Origin of the sequence: Streptomyces sp. HUAS YS2, from assembly GCF_033343995.1 — a bacterium.
GTDB classification, from domain to species: domain Bacteria; phylum Actinomycetota; class Actinomycetes; order Streptomycetales; family Streptomycetaceae; genus Streptomyces; species Streptomyces solicathayae.
This window is the reverse complement of sequence record NZ_CP137573.1, coordinates 2,460,415-2,485,856: the sequence shown is the minus strand read 5'-3', so window position 1 is coordinate 2,485,856 and position 25,442 is coordinate 2,460,415. Positions and strand designations below refer to the sequence as shown.

General features: G+C 71.3%; 24 protein-coding genes. 16 read left to right on the top strand and 8 right to left on the bottom strand.

Going from position 1 to position 25,442, the window contains the following annotated elements:
- Positions 1-109: 109 nt before the first annotated feature.
- Entirely contained in the window at positions 110-1,699 is a 1,590-nt protein-coding gene (gene serA, locus R2D22_RS11130; RefSeq protein ID WP_318102929.1) for a phosphoglycerate dehydrogenase, read from the top strand.
- An 84-nt stretch (positions 1,700-1,783) separates the two neighbouring features.
- Positions 1,784-2,359: a TetR/AcrR family transcriptional regulator gene (locus tag R2D22_RS11125; RefSeq protein ID WP_318102928.1), complete on the top strand. Its 576-nt coding sequence runs from the start codon at positions 1,784-1,786 to the stop codon at positions 2,357-2,359.
- Positions 2,360-2,411: 52 nt separating this feature from the next.
- Here the strand turns inward: R2D22_RS11125 and R2D22_RS11120 are convergent, their stop codons facing one another.
- Genes R2D22_RS11120 through R2D22_RS11110 form a run of 3 tightly spaced genes read right to left on the bottom strand, consistent with a single transcriptional unit; the run spans position 2,412 to position 6,041 of the window.
- Entirely contained in the window at positions 2,412-3,560 is a 1,149-nt protein-coding gene (locus R2D22_RS11120; RefSeq protein WP_318102927.1) for a DUF1266 domain-containing protein, read from the bottom strand.
- Entirely contained in the window at positions 3,557-4,705 is a 1,149-nt protein-coding gene (locus R2D22_RS11115) for a DUF1266 domain-containing protein (protein WP_318102926.1), read from the bottom strand. The genes R2D22_RS11120 and R2D22_RS11115 overlap by 4 nt, the downstream gene beginning before the upstream one ends.
- A 16-nt stretch (positions 4,706-4,721) precedes the next feature.
- Positions 4,722-6,041 carry a helix-turn-helix domain-containing protein gene (locus R2D22_RS11110; RefSeq protein ID WP_318102925.1) on the bottom strand — a complete coding sequence of 440 codons (1,320 nt, stop codon included), beginning with the start codon at positions 6,039-6,041 and terminating at the stop codon, positions 4,722-4,724.
- A 196-nt stretch (positions 6,042-6,237) separates the two neighbouring features.
- Here R2D22_RS11110 and R2D22_RS11105 point away from each other — a divergent pair, with 196 nt between their 5' ends.
- The 4 genes from R2D22_RS11105 (at position 6,238) to R2D22_RS11090 (ending at position 9,324) form a co-directional block, all read left to right on the top strand.
- Positions 6,238-7,164, top strand: a complete 927-nt coding sequence (locus tag R2D22_RS11105; protein WP_318102924.1) for a proline dehydrogenase family protein — start codon at positions 6,238-6,240, stop codon at positions 7,162-7,164.
- 3 nt (positions 7,165-7,167) lie between these two features.
- A complete protein-coding gene (locus tag R2D22_RS11100; RefSeq protein ID WP_318102923.1) occupies positions 7,168-7,296 on the top strand; it encodes a hypothetical protein in 129 nt (42 codons plus the stop codon).
- 31 nt (positions 7,297-7,327) lie between these two features.
- Positions 7,328-8,959 (top strand): L-glutamate gamma-semialdehyde dehydrogenase, encoded by a 1,632-nt coding sequence (pruA, locus tag R2D22_RS11095; protein ID WP_318102922.1) that lies wholly within the window; start codon positions 7,328-7,330, stop codon positions 8,957-8,959.
- Positions 8,960-9,087: 128 nt separating this feature from the next.
- Positions 9,088-9,324: a hypothetical protein gene (locus tag R2D22_RS11090; RefSeq protein ID WP_318102921.1), complete on the top strand. Its 237-nt coding sequence runs from the start codon at positions 9,088-9,090 to the stop codon at positions 9,322-9,324.
- Between the two features lie 7 nt (positions 9,325-9,331).
- On the opposite strand, the gene R2D22_RS11085 is transcribed toward R2D22_RS11090, so the two are convergent.
- From R2D22_RS11085 to R2D22_RS11075, 3 genes are all read right to left on the bottom strand, one after another.
- Entirely contained in the window at positions 9,332-10,219 is an 888-nt protein-coding gene (locus R2D22_RS11085) for an alpha/beta fold hydrolase (RefSeq protein WP_318102920.1), read from the bottom strand.
- 127 nt (positions 10,220-10,346) lie between these two features.
- Positions 10,347-11,063, bottom strand: coding sequence for a hypothetical protein (locus R2D22_RS11080; RefSeq protein ID WP_318102919.1), 717 nt, complete (start codon positions 11,061-11,063; stop codon positions 10,347-10,349).
- A complete protein-coding gene (locus R2D22_RS11075) occupies positions 11,060-11,401 on the bottom strand; it encodes a PadR family transcriptional regulator (RefSeq protein ID WP_318102918.1) in 342 nt (113 codons plus the stop codon). The genes R2D22_RS11080 and R2D22_RS11075 overlap by 4 nt, the downstream gene beginning before the upstream one ends.
- A 281-nt stretch (positions 11,402-11,682) precedes the next feature.
- Between R2D22_RS11075 and R2D22_RS11070 the strand changes: the two genes are divergently transcribed.
- The 3 genes from R2D22_RS11070 to R2D22_RS11060 all read left to right on the top strand — a co-directional run bounded on the left by R2D22_RS11070 (position 11,683) and on the right by R2D22_RS11060 (position 14,272).
- Positions 11,683-11,814, top strand: a complete 132-nt coding sequence (locus R2D22_RS11070; protein WP_318102917.1) for a hypothetical protein — start codon at positions 11,683-11,685, stop codon at positions 11,812-11,814.
- 77 nt (positions 11,815-11,891) lie between these two features.
- A complete protein-coding gene (locus R2D22_RS11065; RefSeq protein WP_318102916.1) occupies positions 11,892-12,932 on the top strand; it encodes a 3-isopropylmalate dehydrogenase in 1,041 nt (346 codons plus the stop codon).
- Between the two features lie 233 nt (positions 12,933-13,165).
- On the top strand, positions 13,166-14,272 hold the full coding sequence (locus R2D22_RS11060) for a branched-chain amino acid aminotransferase (protein ID WP_318102915.1): 1,107 nt from the start codon (positions 13,166-13,168) through the stop codon (positions 14,270-14,272).
- An 80-nt stretch (positions 14,273-14,352) separates the two neighbouring features.
- Here R2D22_RS11060 and R2D22_RS11055 read toward each other — a convergent pair whose 3' ends face one another.
- Positions 14,353-15,789, bottom strand: coding sequence for a cytosine permease (locus R2D22_RS11055; protein ID WP_318102914.1), 1,437 nt, complete (start codon positions 15,787-15,789; stop codon positions 14,353-14,355).
- A gap of 206 nt (positions 15,790-15,995) precedes the next feature.
- Between R2D22_RS11055 and ureA the strand changes: the two genes are divergently transcribed.
- From ureA to R2D22_RS11035, 4 genes are read left to right on the top strand one after another with little or no spacing between them, the layout of a single operon-like run.
- Entirely contained in the window at positions 15,996-16,694 is a 699-nt protein-coding gene (ureA, locus tag R2D22_RS11050) for an urease subunit gamma (RefSeq protein WP_318102913.1), read from the top strand.
- The gene (locus tag R2D22_RS11045) at positions 16,694-18,376 is read left to right on the top strand and encodes an urease subunit alpha (RefSeq protein WP_318102912.1); all 1,683 of its coding nucleotides are present in this window, start codon (positions 16,694-16,696) and stop codon (positions 18,374-18,376) included. The genes ureA and R2D22_RS11045 overlap by 1 nt, the downstream gene beginning before the upstream one ends.
- Positions 18,377-18,394: 18 nt before the next feature.
- Positions 18,395-19,426, top strand: a complete 1,032-nt coding sequence (locus R2D22_RS11040) for an agmatine deiminase family protein (protein WP_318102911.1) — start codon at positions 18,395-18,397, stop codon at positions 19,424-19,426.
- 41 nt (positions 19,427-19,467) lie between these two features.
- Positions 19,468-19,908, top strand: a complete 441-nt coding sequence (locus R2D22_RS11035; RefSeq protein WP_318102910.1) for a hypothetical protein — start codon at positions 19,468-19,470, stop codon at positions 19,906-19,908.
- Between the two features lie 30 nt (positions 19,909-19,938).
- Here R2D22_RS11035 and R2D22_RS11030 read toward each other — a convergent pair whose 3' ends face one another.
- Positions 19,939-21,147 carry an RNA-guided endonuclease InsQ/TnpB family protein gene (locus tag R2D22_RS11030; protein WP_318102909.1) on the bottom strand — a complete coding sequence of 403 codons (1,209 nt, stop codon included), beginning with the start codon at positions 21,145-21,147 and terminating at the stop codon, positions 19,939-19,941.
- Between the two features lie 178 nt (positions 21,148-21,325).
- On the opposite strand from R2D22_RS11030, the gene R2D22_RS11025 reads away from it, so the two are divergent.
- The 3 genes from R2D22_RS11025 (at position 21,326) to cimA (ending at position 25,227) form a co-directional block, all read left to right on the top strand.
- On the top strand, positions 21,326-21,871 hold the full coding sequence (locus R2D22_RS11025) for a TetR/AcrR family transcriptional regulator (RefSeq protein WP_318109711.1): 546 nt from the start codon (positions 21,326-21,328) through the stop codon (positions 21,869-21,871).
- 75 nt (positions 21,872-21,946) lie between these two features.
- The gene (locus tag R2D22_RS11020) at positions 21,947-23,272 is read left to right on the top strand and encodes an MFS transporter (protein ID WP_318102908.1); all 1,326 of its coding nucleotides are present in this window, start codon (positions 21,947-21,949) and stop codon (positions 23,270-23,272) included.
- 338 nt (positions 23,273-23,610) lie between these two features.
- A complete protein-coding gene (gene cimA / locus R2D22_RS11015; RefSeq protein ID WP_318102907.1) occupies positions 23,611-25,227 on the top strand; it encodes a citramalate synthase in 1,617 nt (538 codons plus the stop codon).
- Positions 25,228-25,442 lie beyond the last annotated feature (215 nt).

Below are 25,442 nucleotides of genomic sequence, written 5' to 3'. Positions count from 1 at the left end.
GAACAACATCGCGTCAGGCCCACAGCGTCGTGCGTCTTCCACGCGGCTAGCCCCTCCACCGCCTGCGGCCGTCGGGACGGCCGTCCGCACTGCACCTGTGAGGACTCACGTGAGCTCGAAACCTGTCGTACTCATCGCTGAAGAGCTGTCGCCCGCCACCGTCGACGCGCTCGGCCCCGATTTCGAGATCCGGCACTGCAACGGCGCGGACCGCGCCGAGCTGCTCCCGGCCATCGCCGACGTGGACGCGATCCTGATCCGCTCCGCCACCAAGGTGGACGCCGAGGCCATCGCCGCCGCCAAGAAGCTGCGCGTCGTCGCCCGGGCAGGCGTGGGCCTGGACAACGTGGACGTCTCGTCCGCCACCAAGGCCGGCGTGATGGTCGTGAACGCCCCGACCTCCAACATCGTCACCGCCGCCGAGCTCGCCTGCGGCCTCCTGGTCGCCACCGCGCGCAACATCCCGCAGGCCAACACCGCCCTCAAGAACGGCGAGTGGAAGCGCTCGAAGTACACCGGCGTCGAGCTCAGCGAGAAGGTCCTCGGCGTCGTCGGCCTCGGCCGCATCGGCGTCCTGGTCGCCCAGCGCATGTCCGCGTTCGGCATGAAGATCGTCGCGTACGACCCCTACGTGCAGCCGGCCCGCGCCGCCCAGATGGGCGTGAAGCTGCTCTCCCTGGACGAGCTGCTCGAGGTCGCCGACTTCATCACCGTCCACCTGCCGAAGACCCCCGAGACCCTCGGTCTCATCGGCGACGAGGCGCTGCACAAGGTCAAGCCGAGCGTCCGGATCGTCAACGCCGCGCGCGGCGGGATCGTCGACGAGGCGGCGCTGTTCACCGCCCTCAAGGAGGGCCGGGTCGCCGGCGCCGGTCTCGACGTGTACGCGAAGGAGCCCTGCACGGACTCCCCGCTCTTCGAGCTCGACCAGGTCGTCTGCACGCCGCACCTCGGCGCGTCCACGGACGAGGCGCAGGAGAAGGCCGGTATCGCGGTCGCCAGGTCGGTACGTCTGGCGCTCGCCGGCGAGCTGGTCCCGGACGCGGTCAACGTCCAGGGCGGCGTCATCGCCGAGGACGTGAAGCCGGGCCTGCCGCTCGCCGAGAAGCTCGGCCGGATCTTCACCGCCCTCGCGGGCGAGGTCGCGGCGCGGCTCGACGTCGAGGTGTACGGCGAGATCACCCAGCACGACGTGAAGGTGCTCGAACTCTCCGCGCTGAAGGGCGTGTTCGAGGACGTGGTCGACGAGACCGTGTCGTACGTCAACGCGCCGCTGTTCGCGCAGGAGCGCGGTGTCGAGGTGCGCCTCACCACCAGCAGCGAGTCCCCGGACCACCGCAACGTGGTCACCGTGCGCGGCACGCTGGCGAGCGGCGAGGCGGTCGCGGTCTCCGGCACGCTGGCCGGCCCGAAGCACCTCCAGAAGATCGTCGGCATCGGCGAGTACGACGTGGACCTGGCGCTCGCCGACCACATGGTGGTGCTGCGCTACGAGGACCGTCCGGGTGTCGTCGGCACCGTCGGCCGCATCCTCGGCGAGGGCGGCCTGAACATCGCGGGCATGCAGGTGGCCCGTGCCGAGGAGGGCGGCGAGGCTCTGGCCGTGCTGACCGTGGACGACACCGTCCCGGCGAACGTGCTCACGGAGCTCGCGGCGGCGATCGGCGCGACCTCGGCCCGCTCGGTCAACCTGGTCTGATCAGGGCCTGATCCGCACGACCCCGTACCCGGGATTCAGACGTACGTCTTACACATACGTCTGAATCCCGGGTACAGTGCTGTCATGGGACACAAGGAAGACCTGCTCGACGGCGCCAAGCGCTGCCTCCTGGAGAAGGGCTACGCCCGCACCACGGCCCGCGACATCGTCGCCGCATCCGGCACCAACCTCGCCTCCATCGGCTACCACTACGGCTCCAAGGACGCCCTGCTCCAGCAGGCCTTCCTCGCGCTGACGGAGGAGTGGGGCAACAGCGTCGGCGCGGACGAGGGCGCCGCGGCGGACCGGCCGGCCGACCCGTACCAGCGTTTCCACGACCTGTGGGCGGCACTCATCGCCGGCGCCGAGGCGGCCCGCCCGGTCTGGAAGCTCCAGACCGAGGTGGTCACCCGCCTCGACGACGACGAGAAGCTGCGCGAGGCGATCAAGGAGCCGCAGCGCGAGGGCCGGCTGGGCATGGCGGAGGGCTTCCTCGGCATCGACGCGGCGGCCGAACCGGAGAAGGCCCGGGTTGCCGGACTGCTCGTCCAGGCGCTGGCCACCGGCGTGATGATCCAGTGGATGGTCGACCCGGACACCGCGCCGACCGCCGACGACCTGACCGAGGGCCTCAAGGTGCTGATGGGGGAGCGGGACTGACGGGGGAGCGGCCCCGACGGGCAGCGGCCCCGACGCGCGGAGCGGGACCGGCTCAGCGCCAGGGGATGTTCCGCCACGGGCTGCCCGGGTGCTCCGTGAGCGCGCGGTGGGCGGCCACGTTCCCCTCGTGGTACGGCCCGTACTCCTCCCCGTCGAAGCGCAGCACCCGGCCCAGCGAGTAGCCCGCCGAGTACTCCTGCCACGACGTGTACGCGGACCTGCTCAGCGCCCCCGCGTGCACGATCGCCTGCTCGGCCTCCGGCGGCGTGCAGAACCGGGCCGAGAGACCCCAGCGGGCCATGTTCACCGCGCGGCTGTAGTCGTACGCGACCGTCGTCCGCACCCTTCCGTCCGGCGGCAGCAGCCCGTCCGCCCGGAACCGGGCCTCGTACCGCAGGATGCGGCGCACCAGCTCCTCGATGTGCCGGACCGCCCCGGGGGCCGCCCCCAGGTCCTGCGCGTGCCCGGCGGCCGTCTCGCGCCACAGGTCCGGCGACGGCGGCTCGCCGCCGCGGATCCGCAACTCCTCCCGGACGCGCAGCGCGAAGTCCGGCTCCGGCGGGCTGTTGCGCGCGTCGAGCAGCGCGGCCAGCTCCTCCTGCCAGCCCGCGCGGTCGGTCACGTCCCACGCGTCGCGGAGCGTCTCCAGCTCGTTCGTGTACCCGTGATAGACGGAGCCGACGTCGTTCCACGGCACGCCGTTCCCGAACGCCAGATGCGCCCCGCAGGCCAGCCCGTAGGCGAGCGGACCGTGCAGCACACCGTGCCGCAGGGCGACGAAGCGGTCCCCCGAGGTGTGCTCCCGCTCGGCGTAGTACCGCAGCCACAGCGCCCGGTGCTCGGGCTGGGCGGGCAGCAGCAGTTGCCCCGGAGTGCCCCCGTTCACAGCGAGCAGCATCCGCGGGTTCCGCCACTGGAACTCGGCGCAGTACCGCAGCGTGACCTTGTGGAACACCCAGTCCGGATGCCACGGCGGCAGCATTCCGCGGGTGAGCACCGGCCGGACGACGACCCCGTTGCCGATCTCCTGGGCGCGCCAGTAGACCGCGTCCGGCTCCGCGTCGACCTCGGCCTTCGGAGCGCCGATGAACAGCTCCGCCCCGGCCAGCGCGCGGAGTTGGGCGTCGCCGTCACCGCTCGTCCCGGCGTCGTGCAGCAGCTGTTCGACCTCGGTCGGCGGGGTCCAGAGATGGGGGGTCATGACCATGGGATGTTCCGGTAGGGGCTCGCGGGGTCCTGGGTGAGCGTGCGGTGCAGGGCCAGGCATTCCTGGTACATCGGCTCGGCGTCGCCCTCGTCGAAGTGGATCAGCCGGGCGAGCAGGTAGCCGAGCGAGAAGTCCGCCCAGGAGCCGTACACCTGCCGGGCCGGTTCGACGACCCGCAGCACCGACTGCTCGGCCTCCTGCGGATCGCAGTACCGCGCGCCGAGCGCCAGCCGTACGACGTTCACGGCCCGGCCGAGGTCGAAGGCGGCGATGGTGTCGACCCGGCCGTCGGGCGCGAGGACGCCGTCGGCGCGGAACCGGTCCTCGTAGTGCGCGATCCGGCGCTGGACGTCGGCCGCCTCGGCCCGGGTCCCGGGCTGGGTGCCGTCCGGGTCGAGGGCGGCGGCGACCGCCGTCGACCACTCGTCGGACGTGGGCGTCACGCCCAGCCGTACGGCCGTCCGGCGACGGACCGCCAGCACGGACTCCGGCACCCGGCCGGCCAGCCGGGTGGCGAGCAGGGCCTCCAGCGTCTCGCGGAAGCCCGCCCGGTGGTACACGCCCCAGGGCCGGCGCAGCCGGGAGACGTCGGTGGCGTAGTCCTCGTACTGGGCCCCGAGCTGGTTCCACACCAGCCCGTTGAGCACGGAGAGATGGGCGCCTAGCGCCAGGCCCTGCGCGACCGGCCCGTGCAGGTGCCCGCCGGCGTGGGTGAGCAGCCGCAGCCGCGCGGGCCCGCCGCCCCGGACCGCGGCCTCCGCCCAGGCCCGCCGGTCGGCGCTCCGGGCCGGCAGCGCGGCCGCGTACGGGGTGTCCGGATTGACGGCGAGCCACCACTTGTCGTGCGGCCAGCCCTTGGCCAGTTCGTCGAGCGTGATCTGCTGGAACACCCAGTCCGGATGCCAGGGCGGCAGCATCCCCTCGGTCAGGACGGGAACGACGGTGCGCCGCGCGGTCTCGTCGCGCTGCGTGGGGAGCGGGGCGACGAACCCGGGGGCGTCGGCGTGGAGTCGGGCCGTGAGCACGTAGAGCCGGGTCCGCCCGAGCGCCTCCAGTACACCGGCCGTGTCCCCGCGCGCCCCCGCCTCGTACAGCTGCCGCTCGGCGTGCGTCGGCGCCGCCCAACTCCCCGTTGTCATACGCCGATCCTAGACTTCAGAGCTTCGCGGCCTTCAGCGCCATGTGGAGCAGCAGGCGGTGCTCGCCGTCGTCGAGGTCGAGCCCGGTGAGGGCCTCGACGCGGGAGAGGCGGTAGTACAGCGTCTGGCGGTGGATGCCGAGGGCGGCCGCGGTGCGGCCCGCCTGCCCCGCATGGTCGAGGAACACCTCGGCGGTACGGGCGAGTTCGCCGTGCGCGGGCTGGAGGAGCGGGGCGACGACCGGGTCGGGCGGGGCCGCGGGAAGCGCGGTGAGCAGGCGGTACGGGCCGATCGCCGACCACCGGGCGAGCGGGCCGAGCCTGGGCTCGGCGAGCGCCGCCCGGGTGGCCGCGGTGGCCTCCCACCAGGCGGCGTCCAGCTCGGCGAGGCCGCGCCGCGGCGCCGCGAGCCCGGCGACCGCGCCGGCCCCGGCCGTACCCCGGACCCGGTCGGCCGCGGCGAGCGCGGGGTCGAGCACGTCGGCCGCGCGGAGCCGGACCAGCACGGCGAGCGCCCGCCCGCCGCCCGGGCCCTCCGCGGACCCGGCCGGCCCGAGCGGGTACGTGTCCCCGCGGGCGCCGGGCGCCTCCGCCCGGCCGTGCGCGCCGCCCGGCCGGCCGTCGCCGCGGCTCCCGCCGGTACCGCGCGCCGCGCCCGGCCGGCCGTCGGTCCGCGGACCGTCCGCCGCCGGACCCGCCGCCTCGCCCCACCGCCAGGGCAGCGTGCACACCGCCGAGGCGCCGGGGACCGTACGGGCCGAGGGGGCGTCCTCCGTCGGCCAGGGGGCCACGCACACCAGCGCGTGCAGGCCGTCCGCGTCCGGGCCCAGCGCCGAGCGCAGCGCCGCCAGGGCCATGTCGTACTGCCAGCCGCGCTCCGCGGTCAGGGCTGCCCGCAGCTCCCGGGACAGGTCGGCGCCCGCCCGCTCCTCGTCCGAGAGCAGCGCGCCGATCCGGCCCGCCACCTCCATCGCGGCCGCGAGCTGCTCGTGCGTGGGGCCCGGCTCGGCGTCGAGCAGCCACACGTAGCCGAGGACGACTCCCCGATGGCGTACGGGAAGGCAGATCCGGTCACGGAAGACCCCCGCGTCCGGGGCGGCCGGAATGCGGACCGGGCCGGTGGCCCGGGTGATGCCGAAGCCCTCGAACCAGGCCCGTACCGCCGGGGTGGACTTGCGGGTGAGGATCGAGCGAGTGCGGACCGGGTCCATCGCGCTGTCGTCGTCGCTGTCATGGGCCCCGAAGGCGATCAGGCCGAAATCCCGGTTCTCCAGCGTCGCGGGCTCCCCGAGCAGCTCGGAGATCTCGTCGACCAGCTCCTGGTAATCGCCCTTCACGCGGCCATTCTCGCACCGTCCGACCGGACCTTCAGACAGATGTCTGAGATACCGGGCACGGATGCGTGACAGCTGTAGATGGCTGAGGATCGGAGCGATCCTTAGGTTTCACGGTGGTTCTTCGCGCTGTTCCCGATTCGTTCCGTACGTTCGGTAATGGCACCCGTTTCTCTGCCTTGCCCTTTGGAGGTGCCCCGTGCTGGGTCCCGTGATCCTCGCCGCGTCGCGCAGCGACAAGATGCGCCGCTTCGTGTCGGCCGCCCCGGGCACCAAGCAGGTCGTCGCCCGGTTCATCGCCGGTGAGACCGTCGACCAGGTCGTTCCGATCGTCCAGGACCTCGCCGACAAGGGGCTGGAGCTGACCCTCGACGTGGTGGGCGAGGACATCACCACCGTCGAGCAGTCGTACGCCGCCCGCGACGCGTACCTGGAGCTCATCGAGCGCCTCAAGGACCTCGGGCTCGGCACCCGCGCCGAGATGTCGGTGAAGCTGTCGATGTTCGGCCAGTCGCTGGAGAACGGCCACGAGCTGGCCCTCGCGAACGTCCGCCCGGTTGTCGAGGCCGCCGCCGCGATCGGCACCACGGTCACCCTGGACGCCGAGGACCACACCACCCTCGACTCGATGTTCGCCATCCACGAGGAGCTGCGGAAGGACTTCCCGCAGACCGGCTGCGTCATCCAGGCGTACCTCTTCCGCACCGAGGACGACGCCCGCCGGCTCGCCGCCAACGGCTCCCGGGTCCGCATCGTGAAGGGCGCCTACAAGGAGCCCGCCGAGGTCGCGATCCAGGACAAGGCCGAGATCGACAAGGCGTACGTCCGCATCCTGAAGATCCTGATGGAGGGCGAGGGCTACCCGATGATCGGGTCCCACGACCCGCGCCTGATCTCCATCGGCCAGGAGCTCGCCCGCCGCGCCGGGCGCAAGCTGGACGAGTACGAGTTCCAGATGCTGTACGGCATCCGCAGCGAGGAGCACATCCGCCTCGCCGCCGAGGGCCACCGCATGCGCGTCTACACCGCCTACGGCACCGACTGGTACGGCTACTTCATGCGCCGTCTCGCGGAGAAGCCGGCCAACCTGCTGTTCTTCGCCCGCTCGATCCTCACCAAGGGCTGAGCGATGACGGCCACCGACGGTTTCTGCCGGGGGTCCGGGGGTCGTCCCCCGGGTAGGCGCAGCATGCGCCGTCTCGCGGAGAAGCCGGCCAACCTGCTGTTCTTCGCCCGCTCGATCCTCACCAAGGGCTGAGCCCCACCCCTCAGAAGGAGTTCAGAGACTCATGGACGCTGTGACCCAGGTCCCCGCTCCGGTCAACGAGCCGGTGCACGGCTACGCCCCCGGTTCCGCCGAGCGCGCCCGTCTGGAGGCCAAGCTCAAGGAGCTGGCCGACAACCCGCGCGAGCTGCCGATGACCATCGGCGGCGTGAAGCGCATGGGCGGCGGCGAGCGTGTCGACGTCGTGCAGCCGCACAACCACAAGGCCGTCATCGGCACCTTCGCCGGCGCCACCCAGCAGGACGCCCAGGACGCCATCGACGCCGCCCTGGCCGCCGCCCCCGCCTGGCGTGCGATGTCCTTCGACGACCGCGCCGCCATCATCCTGCGCGCCGCCGAGCTGCTGGCCGGCCCGTGGCGCGAGACGCTGGCCGCCTCCACCATGCTCGGCCAGTCGAAGACCGCCCAGCAGGCCGAGATCGACACCCCCTGCGAGCTCGTCGACTTCTGGCGCTTCAACGTGGCGTACGCCCGCCAGATCCTCGCCGAGCAGCCGCCGGCGAACTCCCCGGGCGTGTGGAACCGTCTGGACCACCGCCCGCTGGAGGGCTTCGTCTACGCGATCACGCCGTTCAACTTCACGGCCATCGCGGGCAACCTGCCCACCGCCCCCGCCCTCATGGGCAACGTGGTGGTCTGGAAGCCGTCCCCGACCCAGACCCACTCCGCCGTGCTCCTCATGGAGCTCCTGGAGGAGGCCGGTCTGCCGAAGGGCGTCATCAACCTGGTGACCGGCGACGGCATCGCCGTCTCGGACGTGGCCCTGAACCACCCCGACCTCGCCGGCATCCACTTCACCGGCTCGACCAAGACCTTCCAGCACCTGTGGAAGACGGTCGGCACCAACATCGAGAAGTACCGCTCCTACCCGCGGATCGTCGGCGAGACCGGCGGCAAGGACTTCGTCGTCGCGCACCCGAGCGCCGACCGCGCCGTCCTGAAGACCGCGCTGACCCGCGGCTCCTTCGAGTTCCAGGGCCAGAAGTGCTCCGCGTCCTCGCGTGCGTACGTCCCGGCCTCCATCTGGAACGACGGCTTCGCGGAGGAGTTCGCGGCCGAGGTCGACGGCATCAAGATGGGTGACGTCACCGACCTGACGAACTTCATCGGCGCCGTCATCGACGAGCGTTCCTTCGCCAAGAACAAGGCCGCGATCGACCGCGCGAAGGCCGACCCGACCTGCACGATCGTCGCCGGCGGCACGTACGACGACTCGGAGGGCTACTTCGTCCGCCCGACCGTCATCGTGTGCACCGACCCGGAGAACGAGGTATTCACGACCGAGTACTTCGGCCCGATCCTCGCGATCCACGTCTACGAGGACGCCGCGTACGACGCGATGCTGACCCAGATGGAGTCGGTCTCGGACTACGCCCTGACCGGTTCGGTCATCTCCGGTGACCGCGCCGCCGCCGCGTACACGATGGAGAAGCTCCGCTTCGCCGCGGGCAACTTCTACATCAACGACAAGTCGACCGGCGCCGTCGTCGGCCAGCAGCCCTTCGGGGGCGGCCGCGCCTCCGGCACCAACGACAAGGCCGGCGCCCCGCAGAACCTGATGCGCTGGACGCTGACCCGCGCCATCAAGGAGACGCTGGTCCCGCCGACCGAGTACGGCTACCCCCACATGGGCTGACGCTCCCGCCTCGCCGAGGCCCCCGATCACCGCCCCCCTCCTAGGTCCCCCAACCGAGGACGGGGGCGGTTCTCATGCCGCGGGCTTACGCTGCTGGGAGGGGGAGCGGCTCGACGAGGAGGTACGACATGCCTGGTTCGACGACGCTCAAGGCCGGGCACGGGGTCGACTCGATCGACCATCTCGACGCGCAGCGGATGACGTCCGTGATGACGGAGCTGCACCGGCTGCTGACCGTGCAGGGCACGGACAGGATGACGGACGCGCAGGTCGCGGCCCTGTGCGGGGGCGATCCGCACCACCGCGAGGAGTTCACCGACTGGGTCCGGCGGGTGGCCGAGCAGCTGGAGAAGGCCACGGCCTGACCGCGGGCTACGGCCTGACGCCCACGCGCCGCGTGAGGAAGTCGCCGATCAGCTCGGCGATCGCCGGCGCGTGGGTCTCCAGGGCGAAGTGGCCGGTGGGGAGGAGGTGGATCTCCGCGTCGGGGAGGTCGCGGCGGAAGGCCTCCGCGCCGGCCGGCACGAACACCTCGTCGCCCTCGCCCCACACCGCCAGCAGCGGGACCCGGCTGGTGCGGAAGTACTCCTGGAAGGCCGGGTAGAGCGCGAAGTTGTCGCCGTAGTCCGCGATCAGGCCGAGCTGGATGTCGTCCTGGCCCTCGCGGGCCATCAGCGCGGCGTCGTGGTGCCAGGCGTCGGGGTTCAGCAGGGAGCGGTACTCGGCGGGGACGCCGGTCTCGTACTGCCAGCGGATCCCGTCCAGGGAGCGGATGGCGCGGACCTGGGCCTCGGTCTTCGGGTTCCGGTCCGCGATCAGCGCGAGCACCGGCGCCCAGGCCTCGGCGCCGAGGCCCTCCTCGTACGCGTTGCCGTTCTGGGTGACGATGGCGGTGATCCGCTCCGGGTGGGCCAGGGCGAGGCGCAGGCCGATCGGGGCGCCGTAGTCCTGGATGTAGAGCGCGAACCGGTCGAGGCCGATCTCCTCGGTGAACTCGGACGTCAGGGCGGCGAGTTCGGCGAAGGTGTAGTCGAACTCCTGCGCCGAGGGGGCCGCCGAGTGGCCGAAGCCGAGGTGGTCGGGGGCGATCACCCGGAAGGACCCGGCCAGCCGCGGGATCAGGTCGCGGAACATGTACGAACTGGTCGGGAAGCCGTGCAGGAGGAGCAGGGCGGGCGCGTCGGCCGGGCCGGCCTCCCGGTAGAAGATCTCGTGGCCTCGGACGGTCACGGTGCGGTGGTGGATCTGCTGCTCGGCCATGTCCCTAACCCCTCATGTGTCATTCAGTGGTGACGAGAGGAGACAATCATGCGTCCACATAACCTGTCAATGAAGTGAGAGAGGTTAGGTGGACGCTCTGGTCGGTCGGCTCGGTGGGGCGGGCGGGTCAGCGCTTGAGCGCGGCCTTCTCCCGCTCCAGCTTCGCGGTGTACGCCCCCGAGGCCGCGGTCCCCGCGAGCAGGAACGACACCCAGTACGTCGGGATCTCGGCCCCCGACACCCACGAGCCGACCGTGCCCACGGTCAGGGCGACCAGCAGGCCGATCATGAGCATCCCGCGGCGGCTGAGGAACAGCCGTCGCCGCGGCGCCTCGGGCAGGGTGTGCAGCGCCGCCTCCGGTCCCTCGCCCGCCGCCTTGGGGCGCTTGAAGTATCCGTAGCCCATCCACTCGCCGCAGGACTCCCAGCCCTCCGGGCCCAGTTCCGCCAGGATCCTCGCCCGGCGCGCGCCGGTGAGCGTCTCCCTGCGGTACTCCCAGCGCAGTGCCTCGCCCGGCACGCGGCGGCAGACGAACCGTCCGAGGTGGTCCAGGCCCTCGACCTCCCAGCCCTGGTCGCCGTGGACAGCGAGCATCCGGCGGTCGTTGAAGATGTCCGCGGTCCAGGTCCAGCTCTCCGCCTGCTTCTCCGGCTCCTCGGGCTCCGGCGCCCCGCCGAGCCGGGCCGCGAAGGCCGCGGCGGGGCCGAACTCCTCCTCGGGCGCCGTGCCGGTCTCCGCGAGGTGGCCGGCCAGGTCGGCGACGGTGGCGGCGACCTCGTCCTCGGGGACTCCTGCGGTGCGCAGTGCGGCGGCGAGTTCGTCGAAGTAGGTGTCCGTGGTCATGATGTCGTTCCCCCTGGATGCAGCATGTCTCTGACGGCCGTGTGGAAGTCCAGCCAGGCCCCGCTCTCGGAGGCGAGGTGGTCGCGGCCCTGCTCGGTGAGCCGGTAGTAGCGGCGGCCCGGGCCGCGTTCGGCGGCCCGGAACTCGGCCTCCACCAGGCCGGCTTCCTCCAGCCGGTTCAGGACGGGGTACAGCGTCCCGCCCTTGATCTCCCCGAGGCCCGCCGCGGCGAGTGCCTTGGCGATCTCGTACCCGTAACTCTCCCCGCTGGTCAGGCAGGAGAGGACGAGGAGGTCGAGGACGCCCTTGAGCCAGCTTGGTCTGCGGTCTGCGGCCATGGCTGTATTCCACCACCATCTAGGTAGGAATGCAATCTAGGTGGGGTGTCTGGGTGTGCGGGGCCGGTGTGACGCGATCGCCGTCTCAGATAGTAGGAAGTCCGAGTAACTGTGGAGACAGACAGCCCGAGCTGTCCTAGCTTTGTAGGAGCCGAACGTCTCGCTCCATCGAGCGAATGGCGGTCGAGAGCGCTGTGCCCCTGCGCAGGCAACCCCTGCGGGCCCGCTCCCCGCCCCCTCCGGCGCCTTCGATCACGCTGATCTCAAGGAGTCGATCCCTCATGGCCGCTCAGACCGCCCGTCGCGTCCGCCAGTCCGCCACTCGTCCCGGCGACGACGCCCGCAAGAACGCCGCCGCCGCCCTCCAGCGCGCCCTCGACCGCCGCGACAACGGCGGCGAGACCGGCCACTGAGCCCACGCGTCCGACACGAACGTCCGCATCGTGGACGTCAGAGTGTCAGACGATGGGACGAAGAGTAGGGTGCCGATATGTCTCACAGCATCAATCTCGCAGTCATTCCCGGGGACGGCATCGGCCAGGAGGTCGTGAGCCAGGGCCTCAAGGTGCTCTCGGCCGTCCTCCCGCAGGATGTGAAGCTGGAGACCAAGGAGTTCGACTTCGGCGCCAAGCGCTACCACGCCACCGGTGAGACCCTCACCGACGCCGACCTCGACGCCCTGAAGCAGCACGACGCCATCCTGCTCGGCGCCATCGGCGACCCCTCGGTCCCGTCCGGCGTGCTGGAGCGCGGCTTCCTGCTCAAGCTCCGCTTCGCCTTCGACCACCACGTCAACCTGCGGCCGTCCCGGCTGCTCCCGGGTGTCGCCACCCCGCTCGCGGGCCAGCCCGTGATCGACTTCGTGGTCGTCCGCGAAGGCACCGAGGGCCCGTACACCGGCAACGGCGGCACGATCCGCAAGGGCACCGAGCACGAGGTCGCCACCGAGGTCTCCGTCAACACGGCCTTCGGTGTCGAGCGCGTGGTCCGGGACGCCTTCGCCCGTGCCCAGGCCCGCCCGCGCAAGAAGCTCACGCTCGTGCACAAGAACAACGTGCTGACCTTCGCCGGCCACCTCTGGACGAACATCTTCGACAAGGTGGCCCAGGAGTACCCCGAGGTCACCACCGACTACCTGCACGTGGACGCGGCGACGATCTTCCTCGTCACCGACCCGGCGCGGTTCGACGTGATCGTCACCGACAACCTCTTCGGCGACATCATCACCGACCTCGCCGCGGCCGTCTCCGGCGGCATCGGCGTCGCCGCCTCCGGCAACATCAACCCGAGCGGCGACTTCCCGTCCATGTTCGAGCCGGTCCACGGCTCCGCGCCCGACATCGCGGGCCAGGGCAAGGCCGACCCCACGGCCACCGTCCTGTCCGTCGCGCTGCTCCTGCGCCACCTCGGCCACGAGTCCGAGGCCGTCCGGATCGAGGAGGCCGTCGCGGCCGACCTCGCCGAGCGCGGCACCACCCCCCGTACGACGGAAGAGATCGGCGACGCGCTCGCGGTACGCGTAGCGAGCTGACCCGCCGACTGGAAGAAGCCGCCGGGTCGCACACCGCGCCCGGCGGCTTCTCCTGTGCGGCCACCGGGTGCCACCATCGAACCCTGGGCCGCGCTCACACCCGTTTCGTCGACCGGCCCCCACGAGCGATAATCGAACGTGGGGCCGCGGCATGCGGAGAAGCTCGGACGTCCTAGCAGCAGCGACGACGTGAGCGCGGTCCGACACACACAACCGGTGAAGGACAAGCACTCATGACGACGCCCACGATCGAGCTCAAGCCCTCCTCCAACCCGCTGTCCGCCGCGGAGCGCGAGGCGATCCTGGCCAACCCCGGATTCGGCCGCCACTTCACCGACCACATGGTGACCATCCGGTGGACCGAGGGCCGCGGCTGGCACGACGGCCAGCTCGTGCCGTACGGTCCGCTCTCGCTCGACCCGGCCACGAACGTCCTGCACTACGCGCAGGAGATCTTCGAGGGCCTGAAGGCGTACCGCCGGCCCGACGGTTCCGTCGCCAGCTTCCGTCCGGACGCCAACGCCCGCCGCTTCCAGTCCTCCGCGCGCCGGCTCGGCATGCCCGAGCTGCCGGTGGAGACCTTCGTCGAGGCCTGTGACGTCCTCGTCCGGCAGGACGAGGCGTGGGTGCCGGCGCACGGCGGCGAGGAGTCGCTGTACCTGCGTCCGTTCATGATCGCCACCGAGGTCGGCCTGGGCGTCCGCCCGGCCAACGAGTACCTCTTCGTCGTCATCGCCTCGCCGGCCGGCCCGTACTTCCCGGGCGGCGTGAAGCCGGTCTCCATCTGGGCCTCCGAGGACCGCGTCCGCGCCGTCCCCGGCGGCGTGGGCGACGCCAAGACCGGCGGCAACTACGCGGCCTCCCTGCTGGCGCAGGCCGAGGCGGCGGCCAAGGGCTGCGACCAGGTCTGCTACCTCGACGCGGTCGAGCACAAGTGGGTCGAGGAACTCGGCGGCATGAACCTGTACTTCGTGTACGGGGCCGCGTCCAACGAGAAGCCGAAGATCGTCACCCCCACCCTCACCGGTTCACTGCTCGCCGGCATCACCCGCGACTCGCTGCTCAAGGTCGCCGGTGACCTCGGCTACGAGTCCGAGGAGGCCCGCGTCTCCATCGACCAGTGGCAGGCCGACACCGAGAACGGCACCCTCACCGAGGTCTTCGCCTGCGGCACCGCCGCGGTCATCACCCCGGTCGGCACGGTCAAGTCCGCCCGGGGCGAGTGGCAGCACTCGGGCGGCGAGCCCGGCGAGGTCACCATGAAGCTGCGCGAGGCGCTGCTCGCGATCCAGACCGGCAAGGCCGAGGACGTCCACGGCTGGATGCACCAGCTGGGCTGATCCGCCCCGACGCGTGCACATGGGCCCGCCCCCGGTCGGAGGACCGGGGGCGGGCCCGTGTCACGACCGGGTGAGGGCCGTCAGGCGGCCGACTCCGCAGGCTCGGCGACCGGCTCGGCGACGGCGGCCGGGACCTTGCCGGACGAGCGCGCCGTCAGCAGCAGGTAGGCGAGGCCGCCGACCAGGCCGGAGAGGACGAAGCTGCAGTCCACGCCGCCGGTCAGGGCGAGCAGCGGGCCCTCGTAGACCGAGGTGGAGACCGCCAGCAGGCCGACGCCCGCGCCGATCGCCCAGGCCACGGTGGCGGGGATGTTCCAGCCGTTGGTGTACCAGTACGCGCCGCCCACCGAGCGGCGGTTGAAGACCTGGAGGGCGTCCGCGTCGTACACGCCGCGGCAGCGCCGGTAGCCGATGAGGGTGATGACGGCCCAGGGCGTGCCGATCGCGGTGAGCAGCAGGACGAAGGACGTCATCGCGGACTGCACGTCCCAGGTGTACGCGCCGAGGAAGACGAACACCGTGGCGACGACGGCGACGACCAGGGTGGCCTTCGCGCGGGTGGCCTTCGGCAGGATCGCGTCCAGGTCGAGGCCCATCGAGTACAGCATCAGGCCGGCGTTGCCGACGGAGCCCGCCGAGGCGGCCAGCAGCAGCGGCGCCAGGTACCAGACCGGCGAGGCCTCGACGAGCGGGCCCGCGTAGTCGAGCCCGGCGCGGGCGGCGAGCGCGGTGTACGTGCCGAACAGCTGCGGCACCAGCAGGCCGAGCAGCAGGCCCAGACAGGTGGCCCAGAAGACCTTGCGGGAGCTGTGGCGGCGCGGCGAGATGTAGCGGGTGTAGTCGCCGAGCAGGGTGATGAAGGCGACCGGGCCGCTCAGTCCGGCGGCGACGGCTGCCAGCACCCAGGTCGGCCAGAACGAGCCGAGCAGGTACGGGGTGTCCGGGGGAGCGGCGGTGGTGAAGTCGCCGGCGTAGGCCAGGAAGCCGAGCGCCAGCAGCAGGGTCATGCCGACGGACAGCACCTTGCTCATGCGCAGCAGCAGCCGGTACCCGAAGACGGCGCCGACCACCGTGCAGGCGGCGAGGATGCCGTACATCAGGCCGCGGGTGAGCCCGCTGTCGGGCAGGCCCACCAGGCGGGACAGGGTGCCCACCATCACGTCGCCGCCGATCCACAGGGTCAGCGCGGTGTAGCCGAGGGCGAGCAGCAGCCCGACGATCGAGCCGACGAGCCGGCCGCGTACGCCGAACTGGGCGCCGCTCGACGTGGAGAGGTTGGTCGCGGTGCGCAGCGACACCAGCGCGAGCGGTGCGGTGACCGCGATGCCGACGACGGTGCCGGCGACCACCGCCGTGACGGAGGGCCACAGGCCCAGACCGAACGAGGGCGGCAGCCAGCCGAAGACGATCACGCCCAGGCAGAGGTTGGACCCCAGCAGGAGCGAGACGAGGTCACGCGGTCCGCTGGTGCGTTCCTCGTCGGGGATGGTGTCGACTCCGCGCTGTTCTATCGCCATGGGCGTTTCTCCCTGCTTGCGGGGGACCGGGGGACGCTGCCGGACCTGTGGACTTCGGGGAGCGGCCGTCTGTCGGATCCGGGGTTTAGAGCGTCACTCAAAAAATCGAGCGACGTTCAATGTGGCCCGAGAGACCCGCATCCGTCAATGCTTTGCCTGCAGGGAATCTCCGGTTAGAGTGACGTTCAAACAGGAGGTGTGGTGACGTGCGACTGACTCCCACTGAGCGCGACAGGCTGCTGCTCTTCGGCGCCGCCGAGCTGGCCAGGGCCCGCCGGGCCAGGGGCCTGCGGCTCAATGTCCCCGAGGCGACCGCGCTCATCGCGGACACGGTCTGCGAGGCCGCCCGCGACGGCAAGCGACTCGCCGAGGCCATCGAGGCGGCCCGGTCCGTGCTCGGCCCCGACGACGTGCTGCCCGGCGTCGCCGACGTGGTGACCGAGGTGCACGTCGAGGCCGTGTTCGACGACGGCTCCCGGCTCGCCGTGGTCTCCGCCCCGATCGGCGGCGGCAACCTCGGCGACGCGGCCCCCGGCGCGCTGCTCCCGGCCCCGGCACACGCCGAGCCGCAGCCCGCCGTGCGGATCCGGGTGCACAACACCGCGGCCGTCCCGGTCAGCGTCACCTCCCACTTCCACTTCTTCGAGGCCAACCCGCGCCTCGACTTCGACCGGGCCGCCGCGTACGGCATGCGGCTGTGCGTGCCCGCCGGCTCCTCGTTCCGCTTCGACCCGGGCGGCGAGGCCGAGGTCGGCCTGCTGCCGATCGGCGGCGACCGGATCGCGATCGGCTTCGCCGGCCTGGTCGACGGGCCGCTCGACGCGCCCGGCGCGAAGGACGAGGCCCTGCGGCGCGCCGCGGCCTGCGGCTACCTGGGCGCGGACGCCCCGAAGGAGGACAGCTGATGGACCCGTACGAGTACGCGTCGGTGCACGGACCCCGCGAGGGTGACCGGGTCGTCCTGGGCGACTCCGGCCTCGTCGTCCGGGTCGAGTCGGACTCGCAGAAGCCCGGGGACGAGTTCCTCGCCGGCTTCGGCAAGACCGCCCGCGACGGACTGCACCTGAAGGCCGCGGCCGTCCGTGAGACCTGCGACGTCGTGATCAGCAACGTCCTGCTGATCGACGCCGTCCAGGGCATCCGCAAGGTGTCCATCGGCATCCGTGAGGGCCGGATCCACGCCATCGGCCGGGCCGGCAACCCGGACACCCTGGACGGCGTCGACGTGGTCGTCGGCACCGGCACGTCGATCGTCTCCGGCGAGGGCCTGATCGCCACCGCCGGCGCCATCGACACCCACGTCCACCTGCTCTCCCCGCGGATCATGGAGGCCTCGCTCGCCAGCGGCGTCACCACCGTCATCGGCCAGGAGTTCGGCCCCGTCTGGGGCGTCGGCGTCAACTCGCCGTGGGCGCTCCGGCACGCGTTCAGCGCGTTCGACGCCTGGCCCGTCAACATCGGCTTCCTGGCCCGTGGCTCCTCCTCGGACGCGGCTCCGCTGGTCGAGGCGCTCGCCGAGGGCGGTGCGTCCGGGTTCAAGGTGCACGAGGACATGGGTGCGCACACCCGCGCCCTGGACACCGCGCTGCGGGTGGCCGAGGAGCACGACGTCCAGGTCGCGCTGCACAGCGACGGCCTGAACGAATGCCTGTCCGTCGAGGACACCCTGAGCGTCCTGGACGGCCGGACCATCCACGCCTTCCACATCGAGGGCTGCGGCGGCGGACACGTACCGAACGTCCTGAAGATGGCGGGCGTGCCGAACGTCATCGGCTCGTCCACCAACCCCACACTGCCGTTCGGCCGCGACGCCGTCGCCGAGCACTACGGGATGATCGTCTCCGTCCACGACCTGAAGACCGACCTGCCGGGCGACGCCGCGATGGCGCGCGACCGGATCCGGGCCGGGACGATGGGCGCGGAGGACGTCCTGCACGACCTCGGCGCGATCGGCATCACCTCGTCCGACGCGCAGGGCATGGGAAGGGCCGGCGAGACCGTACGCCGGACCTTCGCCATGGCCGGCAAGATGAAGGCCGAACTGGGCCCGATGGAAGGCGACGGCGCGCACGACGACAACGCGCGCGTGCTGCGCTACATGGCCAAGCTGACCATCAACCCGGCGATCGCCCACGGCCTCGCCCACGAGGTCGGCTCCGTCGAGGTCGGCAAGATGGCCGACATCGTCCTGTGGCGGCCGGAGTACTTCGGCGCGAAGCCCCAGCTCGTGCTGAAGTCCGGCTTTCCGGCCTGGGGCGTCACCGGCGACCCGAACGCGGCCACCGACACCTGCCAGCCGCTCGTCCTCGGGCCGCTGTTCGGCGGGCACGGCGCGGCCCCGGCGGAGATCTCCGTGGCCTTCGTGGCGCAGGCCGCCGTCGACCTCGGCTCCGACCGGATGCCGACCCGGCGCCGGCGCGTGGCGGTCCGCGGCACCCGCGGCATCGGCCCGGCCGACCTGCTCCTGAACTCCCGCCTGGGGGCCGTCGCGGTGGACGGCCGGACCGGTCTGGTGTCGCTGGACGGCGACCCGATCCGCTCCGAGCCGGCCGAGTCGATCTCCCTCAACCGCCTGTACTTCCTCTGACACCCCTAGGACCTCTCCATGACCTTCCGCATGCCCCCCGAGTGGGCCCCGCACGAGCGCACCTGGATGGCCTGGCCCGGCCCCAACCCGACCTTCACCAACGACGAGGAGCTGGCCGAGGCCCGCGTCGCCTGGGCGTCCGTCGCCCGCGCCGTACGCCGCTTCGAGCCGGTGACCGTCGTGCACGGCCCCGGCCAGGGCGAGGGCGCCCGCGAGCTGCTCGGCCCGGACGTCGATCTGGTCGAGCGCGAGCTGGACGACGCGTGGATGCGCGACATCGGCCCCACGTTCGTCACGGACGAGGACGGCCGCCTGGCCGCCGTGGACTGGGTGTTCAACGGCTGGGGCGCCCAGGACTGGGCCCGCTGGGAGCACGACTCCAAGATCGCCCGCCATGTCGCGGATCTCGCGGAGGTCCCCGTCCTGAACAGCCCGCTGGTCAACGAGGGCGGCGCGATCCACGTCGACGGCGAGGGCACGGTCCTGCTGACCGACACCGTCCAGCTCGGCCCGGGCCGCAACCCCGACTGGACCCGCGAGCAGGTCGAGGCCGAGATCCACGCCAAGCTCGGCACCACCAAGGCGATCTGGCTGCCGCACGGCCTGGCCGGCGACTACGGCATGTACGGCACCCAGGGCCACGTCGACATCGTCGCGGCCTTCGCCAAGCCGGGCACCGTCGTCGTGCACAGCCAGCAGGACCCGGCCCACCCGGACTTCGTCCGCTCGCAGACGTACGTGGAGATCCTCCGCGGCCAGACCGACGCGCAGGGCCGCCCCCTGGAGGTCGTCGAGATCCCGGCCCCCACCGTCCTGAGGGACGAGGAGGGCGACTGGGTCGACTACTCGTACATCAACCACTACCTGTGCAACGGCGCCGTGATCCTGTGCGGCTTCGGCGACCCGAACGACGAGATCGCGGCCAACGTCTTCCGCGACCTCTTCCCGGAGCGCGAGGTCGTCCTGGTCGACGCCCGCACGATCTTCGCGGGCGGCGGCGGCATCCACTGCATCACCCAGCAGCAGCCGGCGGTCCGAGGAACGCGATAACCCCTTGGTCATGGCCGCGGGCCGTGTGACAGCCTGCGGCCATGCCGCTTCACGAACATCCGAGCCGGGCCTACGAGCTGCAGCTCATGTACTCCGTGCCGGACGACGCCTGGTACCTGGAACTGGACCACATCGCCGACCAGCGGACGGTCATGACCGCGATCGTGCCGGACGAGGACCCGGAGCGGCAGCCGACCGTGTGCGTCGACCCGGTCTCGGGACACCACGCCATCCCGTACGACGTCGTCCGCTGGTTCATGGGGCACGTGGAGTTCGAGATCGAGCGTTCCCGCGGCTGGATGGAGCTCCGCCCCGATCTCGTCGAGGTGATCCGCGCCCTGCGCGAGGAGCACCTGGGCGTCATCGACGACGAAGACTTCACCGCCGTCCTCGCCGAACTGCGTGCAACGGTTGCCGAGGTCGACCTGCCCGCCGTCCTCGACGCCGCCTTCGGCCGGAACACCGACGGAACCATGAGGTAGAACGTACGATTGACTGATCCCCGCTCGACGTTACTGCCGAGCCTCGCCGAGACGGTCCGGATCACTCCGGAGGGCTTCCTGCTTCGTCGCCGACTGCGGAAGGGAAGATCCCCGCCGTCTGACATCAGCTCCACAGGCTGACACGGCTAGACCAGCCGCCAGGATGTTCTTCGCCGCGTTGATGTCCCGGTCGTGCCGGGTACGGCAGGAGGGGCACGTCCAGTGCCGTGCACTCAGTTTCAGATCAGCGAGCAGGTGGCCGCATGTCGAGCAGGTCTTGGACGATGGGTACCAGCGGTCGATCACGACCAACTCGCGGCCGGCGCGTTCACACTTGTAGGCAAGCTGTCGCCTGAACTCACCCCAGCCACAGTCCGAAATGGCCCGGGACAGGCTGCGGTTCCTCACCATGTTCCTGACGGCCAGGTCTTCGATCACGATCGTGTCAGCCTTGCGCACCAGGTTCGTCGTGGCACGGTGCAGGAAGTCCTGTCGGGCATTGCGGACCTTGCGGTGGGCCCTGGCAGTCCTTGCCTTCGCCTTGCCCCGGTTCGCGGAGCCGTTCTGACAGCGGGACATGCGGCGCTGATACCGGGCCAGGTTCTTCGCCTTGCGTTCGAGATGCCGGGGATTGGCGATGCGCACTCCATCGCTGGTCACGGCGAAGTCCTTGACCCCGGGATCCACACCGATGGAGTGTTCGACCGTGTCGAGCGGAGCGGGAGTATCGGTGTCGATCGCGAGCGTCACGTACCAGCGGCCGTCGGGCTCCCGCGAGACGATGACCATCGTCGGACTGAGCGTCGCCAGGTCCACATCTTCGAATGACCACACGAAGGGCAACGGCCCGGTCGTCTTCGCCAGCACCAACTGGCCGTCGCGCATGCGGAACGCGGATCGCGTGTAGTGCGCGGACTGTCGGGCCGTCCGGGACTTGAAGCGAGGGTATTTCGCCCGACCGGCAAAGAAGTTCGCGAAGGCAGCGTGCTGATGACGCAATGTCTGTTGGAGAGGAACGCTGGAGACGTCTGAGAGAAAGGCCAGTTCCTCAGTCTTCTTCCAGTCCGTCAAAGCGGCGTCGGCCTCCTTGTAGGAGATCCGCTTTCCCTCGGTGTAGTACGCGCGGTGGCGATCGGCGAGGGCCCTGTTCCATACCAGGCGCACACATCCGAACGTGCGGGCAAGGATGCCCGCCTGCTCGGAGTCCGGGTAGGCCCGGCACTTGTATGCTGTGCGCACAAAGGGAGCTTACATAGGCCCTTGCATCGTGTAAAAGCCGTCGAATTCGCCTTCGAGCGCGCATCGACAATCCTCGGAGGAGAAGGTGGCCCGTACCAACGCGTCCGGCGGGTCCGCACCGCAAACCCGGCGGCGTCATCAGGCCGCGCCGCCCCGTGAGGACGTGCTCGCCGCCGCCATGGACACCATCGCCGAGCGCGGGCTCGAAGGGCTGACCATGGCCGGGCTCGGGCGCGAGGTCGGGATGAGCAGCGGGCACCTGCTCTACTACTTCCGCACCAAGGACGAGCTGCTCCTGCAGACCCTGGAGTGGAGCGAGGGCCGCCTCGGGGCCGAGCGGAGCGCGCTGCTCTCCCGGCCCGGCACGGCGCGCGAGCGGCTCGACGGGTACGTCGACGTGTACGTGCCCGTGGGCCCCCGCGACCCGCACTGGACGCTCTGGCTGGAGGTCTGGAACCGGTCGCAGAACGCCGACGACGACGCCCGCGCCCGGCAGGCCGCCATCGAGGGCGCCTGGCACCGCGACCTCGTCGCGCTGCTCGCCGAGGGCGTCTCGCGCGGTGAGTTCCGGCCGGTCGACCCTGACCGGTTCGCCACCCGGATGCGCGCCCTGCTGGACGGCTTCAGCGTGCACGTCGCGGTCGGCATCCCCGGTACCGGTCGGGAGCAAGTGCTCGACCACGTAGGGGAGTTCATCGAGAACGACCTGCTGCTGCGACCGTAACGCACGCAAGTACTCCCGATCGTTGCGCGCTACGCTCTTGTTGCGCCCGTCTCACCTCCGGCACGGTTCCGGTCCATGGGACGAGATCACTGGAAGAAGATCTGGGTCGGGTCGGCCGGCAACATGGTCGAGTGGTTCGACTGGTTCGTGTACGCGAGTTTCGCCACCTACTTCGCGGGGGCCTTCTTCCCCGAGGGCAACGACACCGCCAAGCTGATGAACACCGCCGGCATCTTCGCCGTCGGCTTCTTCATGCGGCCGGTCGGCGGCTGGCTGCTCGGCCGGGTCGGTGACCGCAAGGGCCGCAAGGCGGCCCTCACCCTCACCGTCACGCTGATGTCCGCCTCCGCCGTGCTGATCGCGATCGCGCCCACCTACGCCGTCGCCGGCTACGGCGGCGCGGCCGTGCTGCTGATCGCCCGCCTGTTGCAGGGCCTGTCCGTCGGCGGCGAGTACGCCGCCAGCGCCACGTACCTCACCGAGGCCTCCGCGCCGCAGCACCGCGGCTTCGCCTCCAGCTTCCAGTACGTCTCGATGACGGCCGGTCAGATCGTCGGCCTCGGTCTGCAGATCGTGCTCCAGCGCACCATGTCCGCGGAGGCGCTGCACAGTTGGGGCTGGCGCATCCCGTTCATCGTCGGCGCGCTCGGCGCGGCCGTCGTGTTCTACCTGCGCCGCAACATGCTGGAGACCGAGGTCTACGAGGAGACCGCGGACGACGGCGTCGGGGCGGGCGAGAAGGGCACCGTCAAGGCCCTGTGGGCGCACCGGCGGGAGGCGTTCCTGGTCATCGCCCTCACCATGGGCGGCACCGTCGCGTACTACACGTACACCACCTACCTGACGAAGTACCTGTCGAACTCCGCCGGGCTGCCCAAGCAGACCGCGACCCTGGTCTCCTTCTGTGCGCTGATCGTCTTCGCCTGCCTCCAGCCGCTCGCCGGGAAGCTGTCCGACCGGATCGGCCGCCGCCCGCTGCTGATCACCTTCGCGCTCGGCTCCACCTTCCTGACCGTGCCGATCATGACGATGCTCAAGCACGCGGGCTCGTTCTGGCCGGCTCTCGGTCTCTCCCTCCTCGCCCTGGTGGTCGTCACCGGCTACACCTCGATCAACGCCTGCGTGAAGGCGGAGCTGTTCCCGACCGGGGTGCGCGCGCTGGGCGTCGCCCTGCCGTACGCCATCGCCAACGCGCTCTTCGGCGGCACCGCCGAGTACGTGGCGCTGTGGTTCAAGGACTCCGGTGCCGAGTCCGGCTACTACTGGTACGTGGCGGGCTGCGCGGCCGTCTCGCTGGTGGTCTACCTGACGATGCGGGAGACCCGCGACATCGATCTGGCCCGGGTCGGCACGGCCGACCGGGCCCCGGCATCCGAGCCCGCGGCCGTCAGGGCGGGCTGACACCCCCGTACGCGGGCGGCGCGCCCGGCCCCCGGGCGCGCCGCCCGCATCGTGAGACCGCGGTCCACGGCCGCCGCCGGGTGTGGCAGACTGCCGCCGTGCTTGCTACCACCATGATTATGGGCAGCAGCGCGCCGGTCCGCAGTGGCCACTGAGTCGCGACTTCACCCCCGCGGCAAGTGGACACCGTGCCCCAGACCCGCGCGCAGACCTCTCGCACCCGCGAGGGGTTTTTTCGTTTTCCGGCCCCACCATCGCCGGAAACGGACGACGCGTGAGAATGGGGGCAAGTGGATCCAGACATTCCGGAGCCACATCCGACAGGAGCCAACACAGTCATGAGCACGGAGACCGACGAGACCTCGCGCGTCGACGACAGCTTCCACGTCTTCGACACCACGCTGCGCGACGGCGCGCAGCGCGAAGGCATCAACCTGACCGTCGCCGACAAGCTGACCATCGCCCGGCACCTGGACGACTTCGGCGTTGGCTTCATCGAGGGCGGCTGGCCCGGCGCCAACCCGCGGGACACCGAGTTCTTCGCCCGCGCCCAGCAGGAGATCCGCTTCAAGCACGCCCAGCTGGTCGCCTTCGGCGCCACCCGCAGGGCCGGCGGCGACGCCGCCGAGGACCCGCAGGTCCGGGCGCTGCTCGAATCCGGCGCGCCGGTCATCACGCTGGTCGCCAAGTCGCACGACAAGCACGTCGAGCTGGCGCTGCGCACCACGCTGGACGAGAACCTGGAGATGGTCCGCGACACCGTCTCGTACCTGCGCTCCCAGGGGCGCCGGGTCTTCGTCGACTGCGAGCACTTCTTCGACGGCTACAAGGCCAACCCGCAGTACGCGAAGGACGTCGTCCGCACCGCGTACGAGGCCGGCGCCGACGTCGTCATCCTCTGCGACACCAACGGCGGCATGCTGCCCGCCCAGGTCCAGGCCGTCGTCGCCACCGTCATCGCCGACACCGGAGCCCGGCTCGGCATCCACACGCAGGACGACACCGGCTGCGCCGTCGCCAACACCCTCGCCGCGGTCGACGCCGGCGCGACGCACGTCCAGTGCACCGCCAACGGCTACGGCGAGCGGGTCGGCAACGCGAACCTCTTCCCGGTGGTCGCCGCGCTGGAGCTCAAGTACGGCAAGAAGGTGCTGCCCGAGGGCGCGCTCGCCGAGATGACCCGGATCTCGCACGCCATCGCCGAGGTCGTCAACCTGACGCCGTCCACGCACCAGCCGTACGTCGGTGTCTCCGCGTTCGCGCACAAGGCCGGGCTGCACGCCTCCGCGATCAAGGTCGACCCGGACCTGTACCAGCACATCGACCCCGAACTGGTCGGCAACACCATGCGGATGCTCGTCTCCGACATGGCCGGCCGGGCCTCCATCGAGCTCAAGGGCAAGGAGCTCGGCGTCGACCTCGGCGGCGACCGCGAGCTGGTCGGCCGGGTCGTCGAGCGGGTCAAGGAGCGCGAGCTCAAGGGCTACACGTACGAGGCCGCCGACGCCTCCTTCGAGCTGCTGCTGCGCGCGGAGGTGGAGGGCAGGTCCCGCCGCTACTTCCGTACCGAGTCCTGGCGCGCGATCGTCGAGGACCGGCCCGACGGCACGCACGCCAACGAGGCCACCGTGAAGCTGTGGGCCAAGGGTGAGCGGATCATCGCCACCGCCGAGGGCAACGGCCCGGTCAACGCCCTGGACCGGGCGATGCGGGTGGCGCTCGAGCGGATCTACCCGCCGCTGGCCAAGTTCGGCCTGATCGACTACAAGGTCCGCATCCTGGAGGGCCGGCACGGCACCGAGTCGACCACCCGGGTGCTCGTCACCACGAGCGACGGCAACGCCGAGTGGTCCACGGTCGGCGTCGGCGAGAACGTGATCGCCGCGTCCTGGCAGGCGCTCGAGGACGCGTTCACGTACGGGCTCCTGCGGGCGGGGATCGACCCGGCCGAGTAGCGCGCAGCGCGTCGTACCGGCTCTCCGGGGCCGGTACGCCCCAGCATGTGCGTCATGGGTAGGAGTCATACGTTCCGCACGGCCGTGCCCCGCACGGCGCGGGCGAGGTCGGCGGCGGCCGGTGCGACCGTCGCCGCCGTCCTCACCGGTTGCCTCGCCGCGAGCACCACGACGCCCGCACAGTCGGCCGCGCAGTCGGCCACCGGCCCGGTACG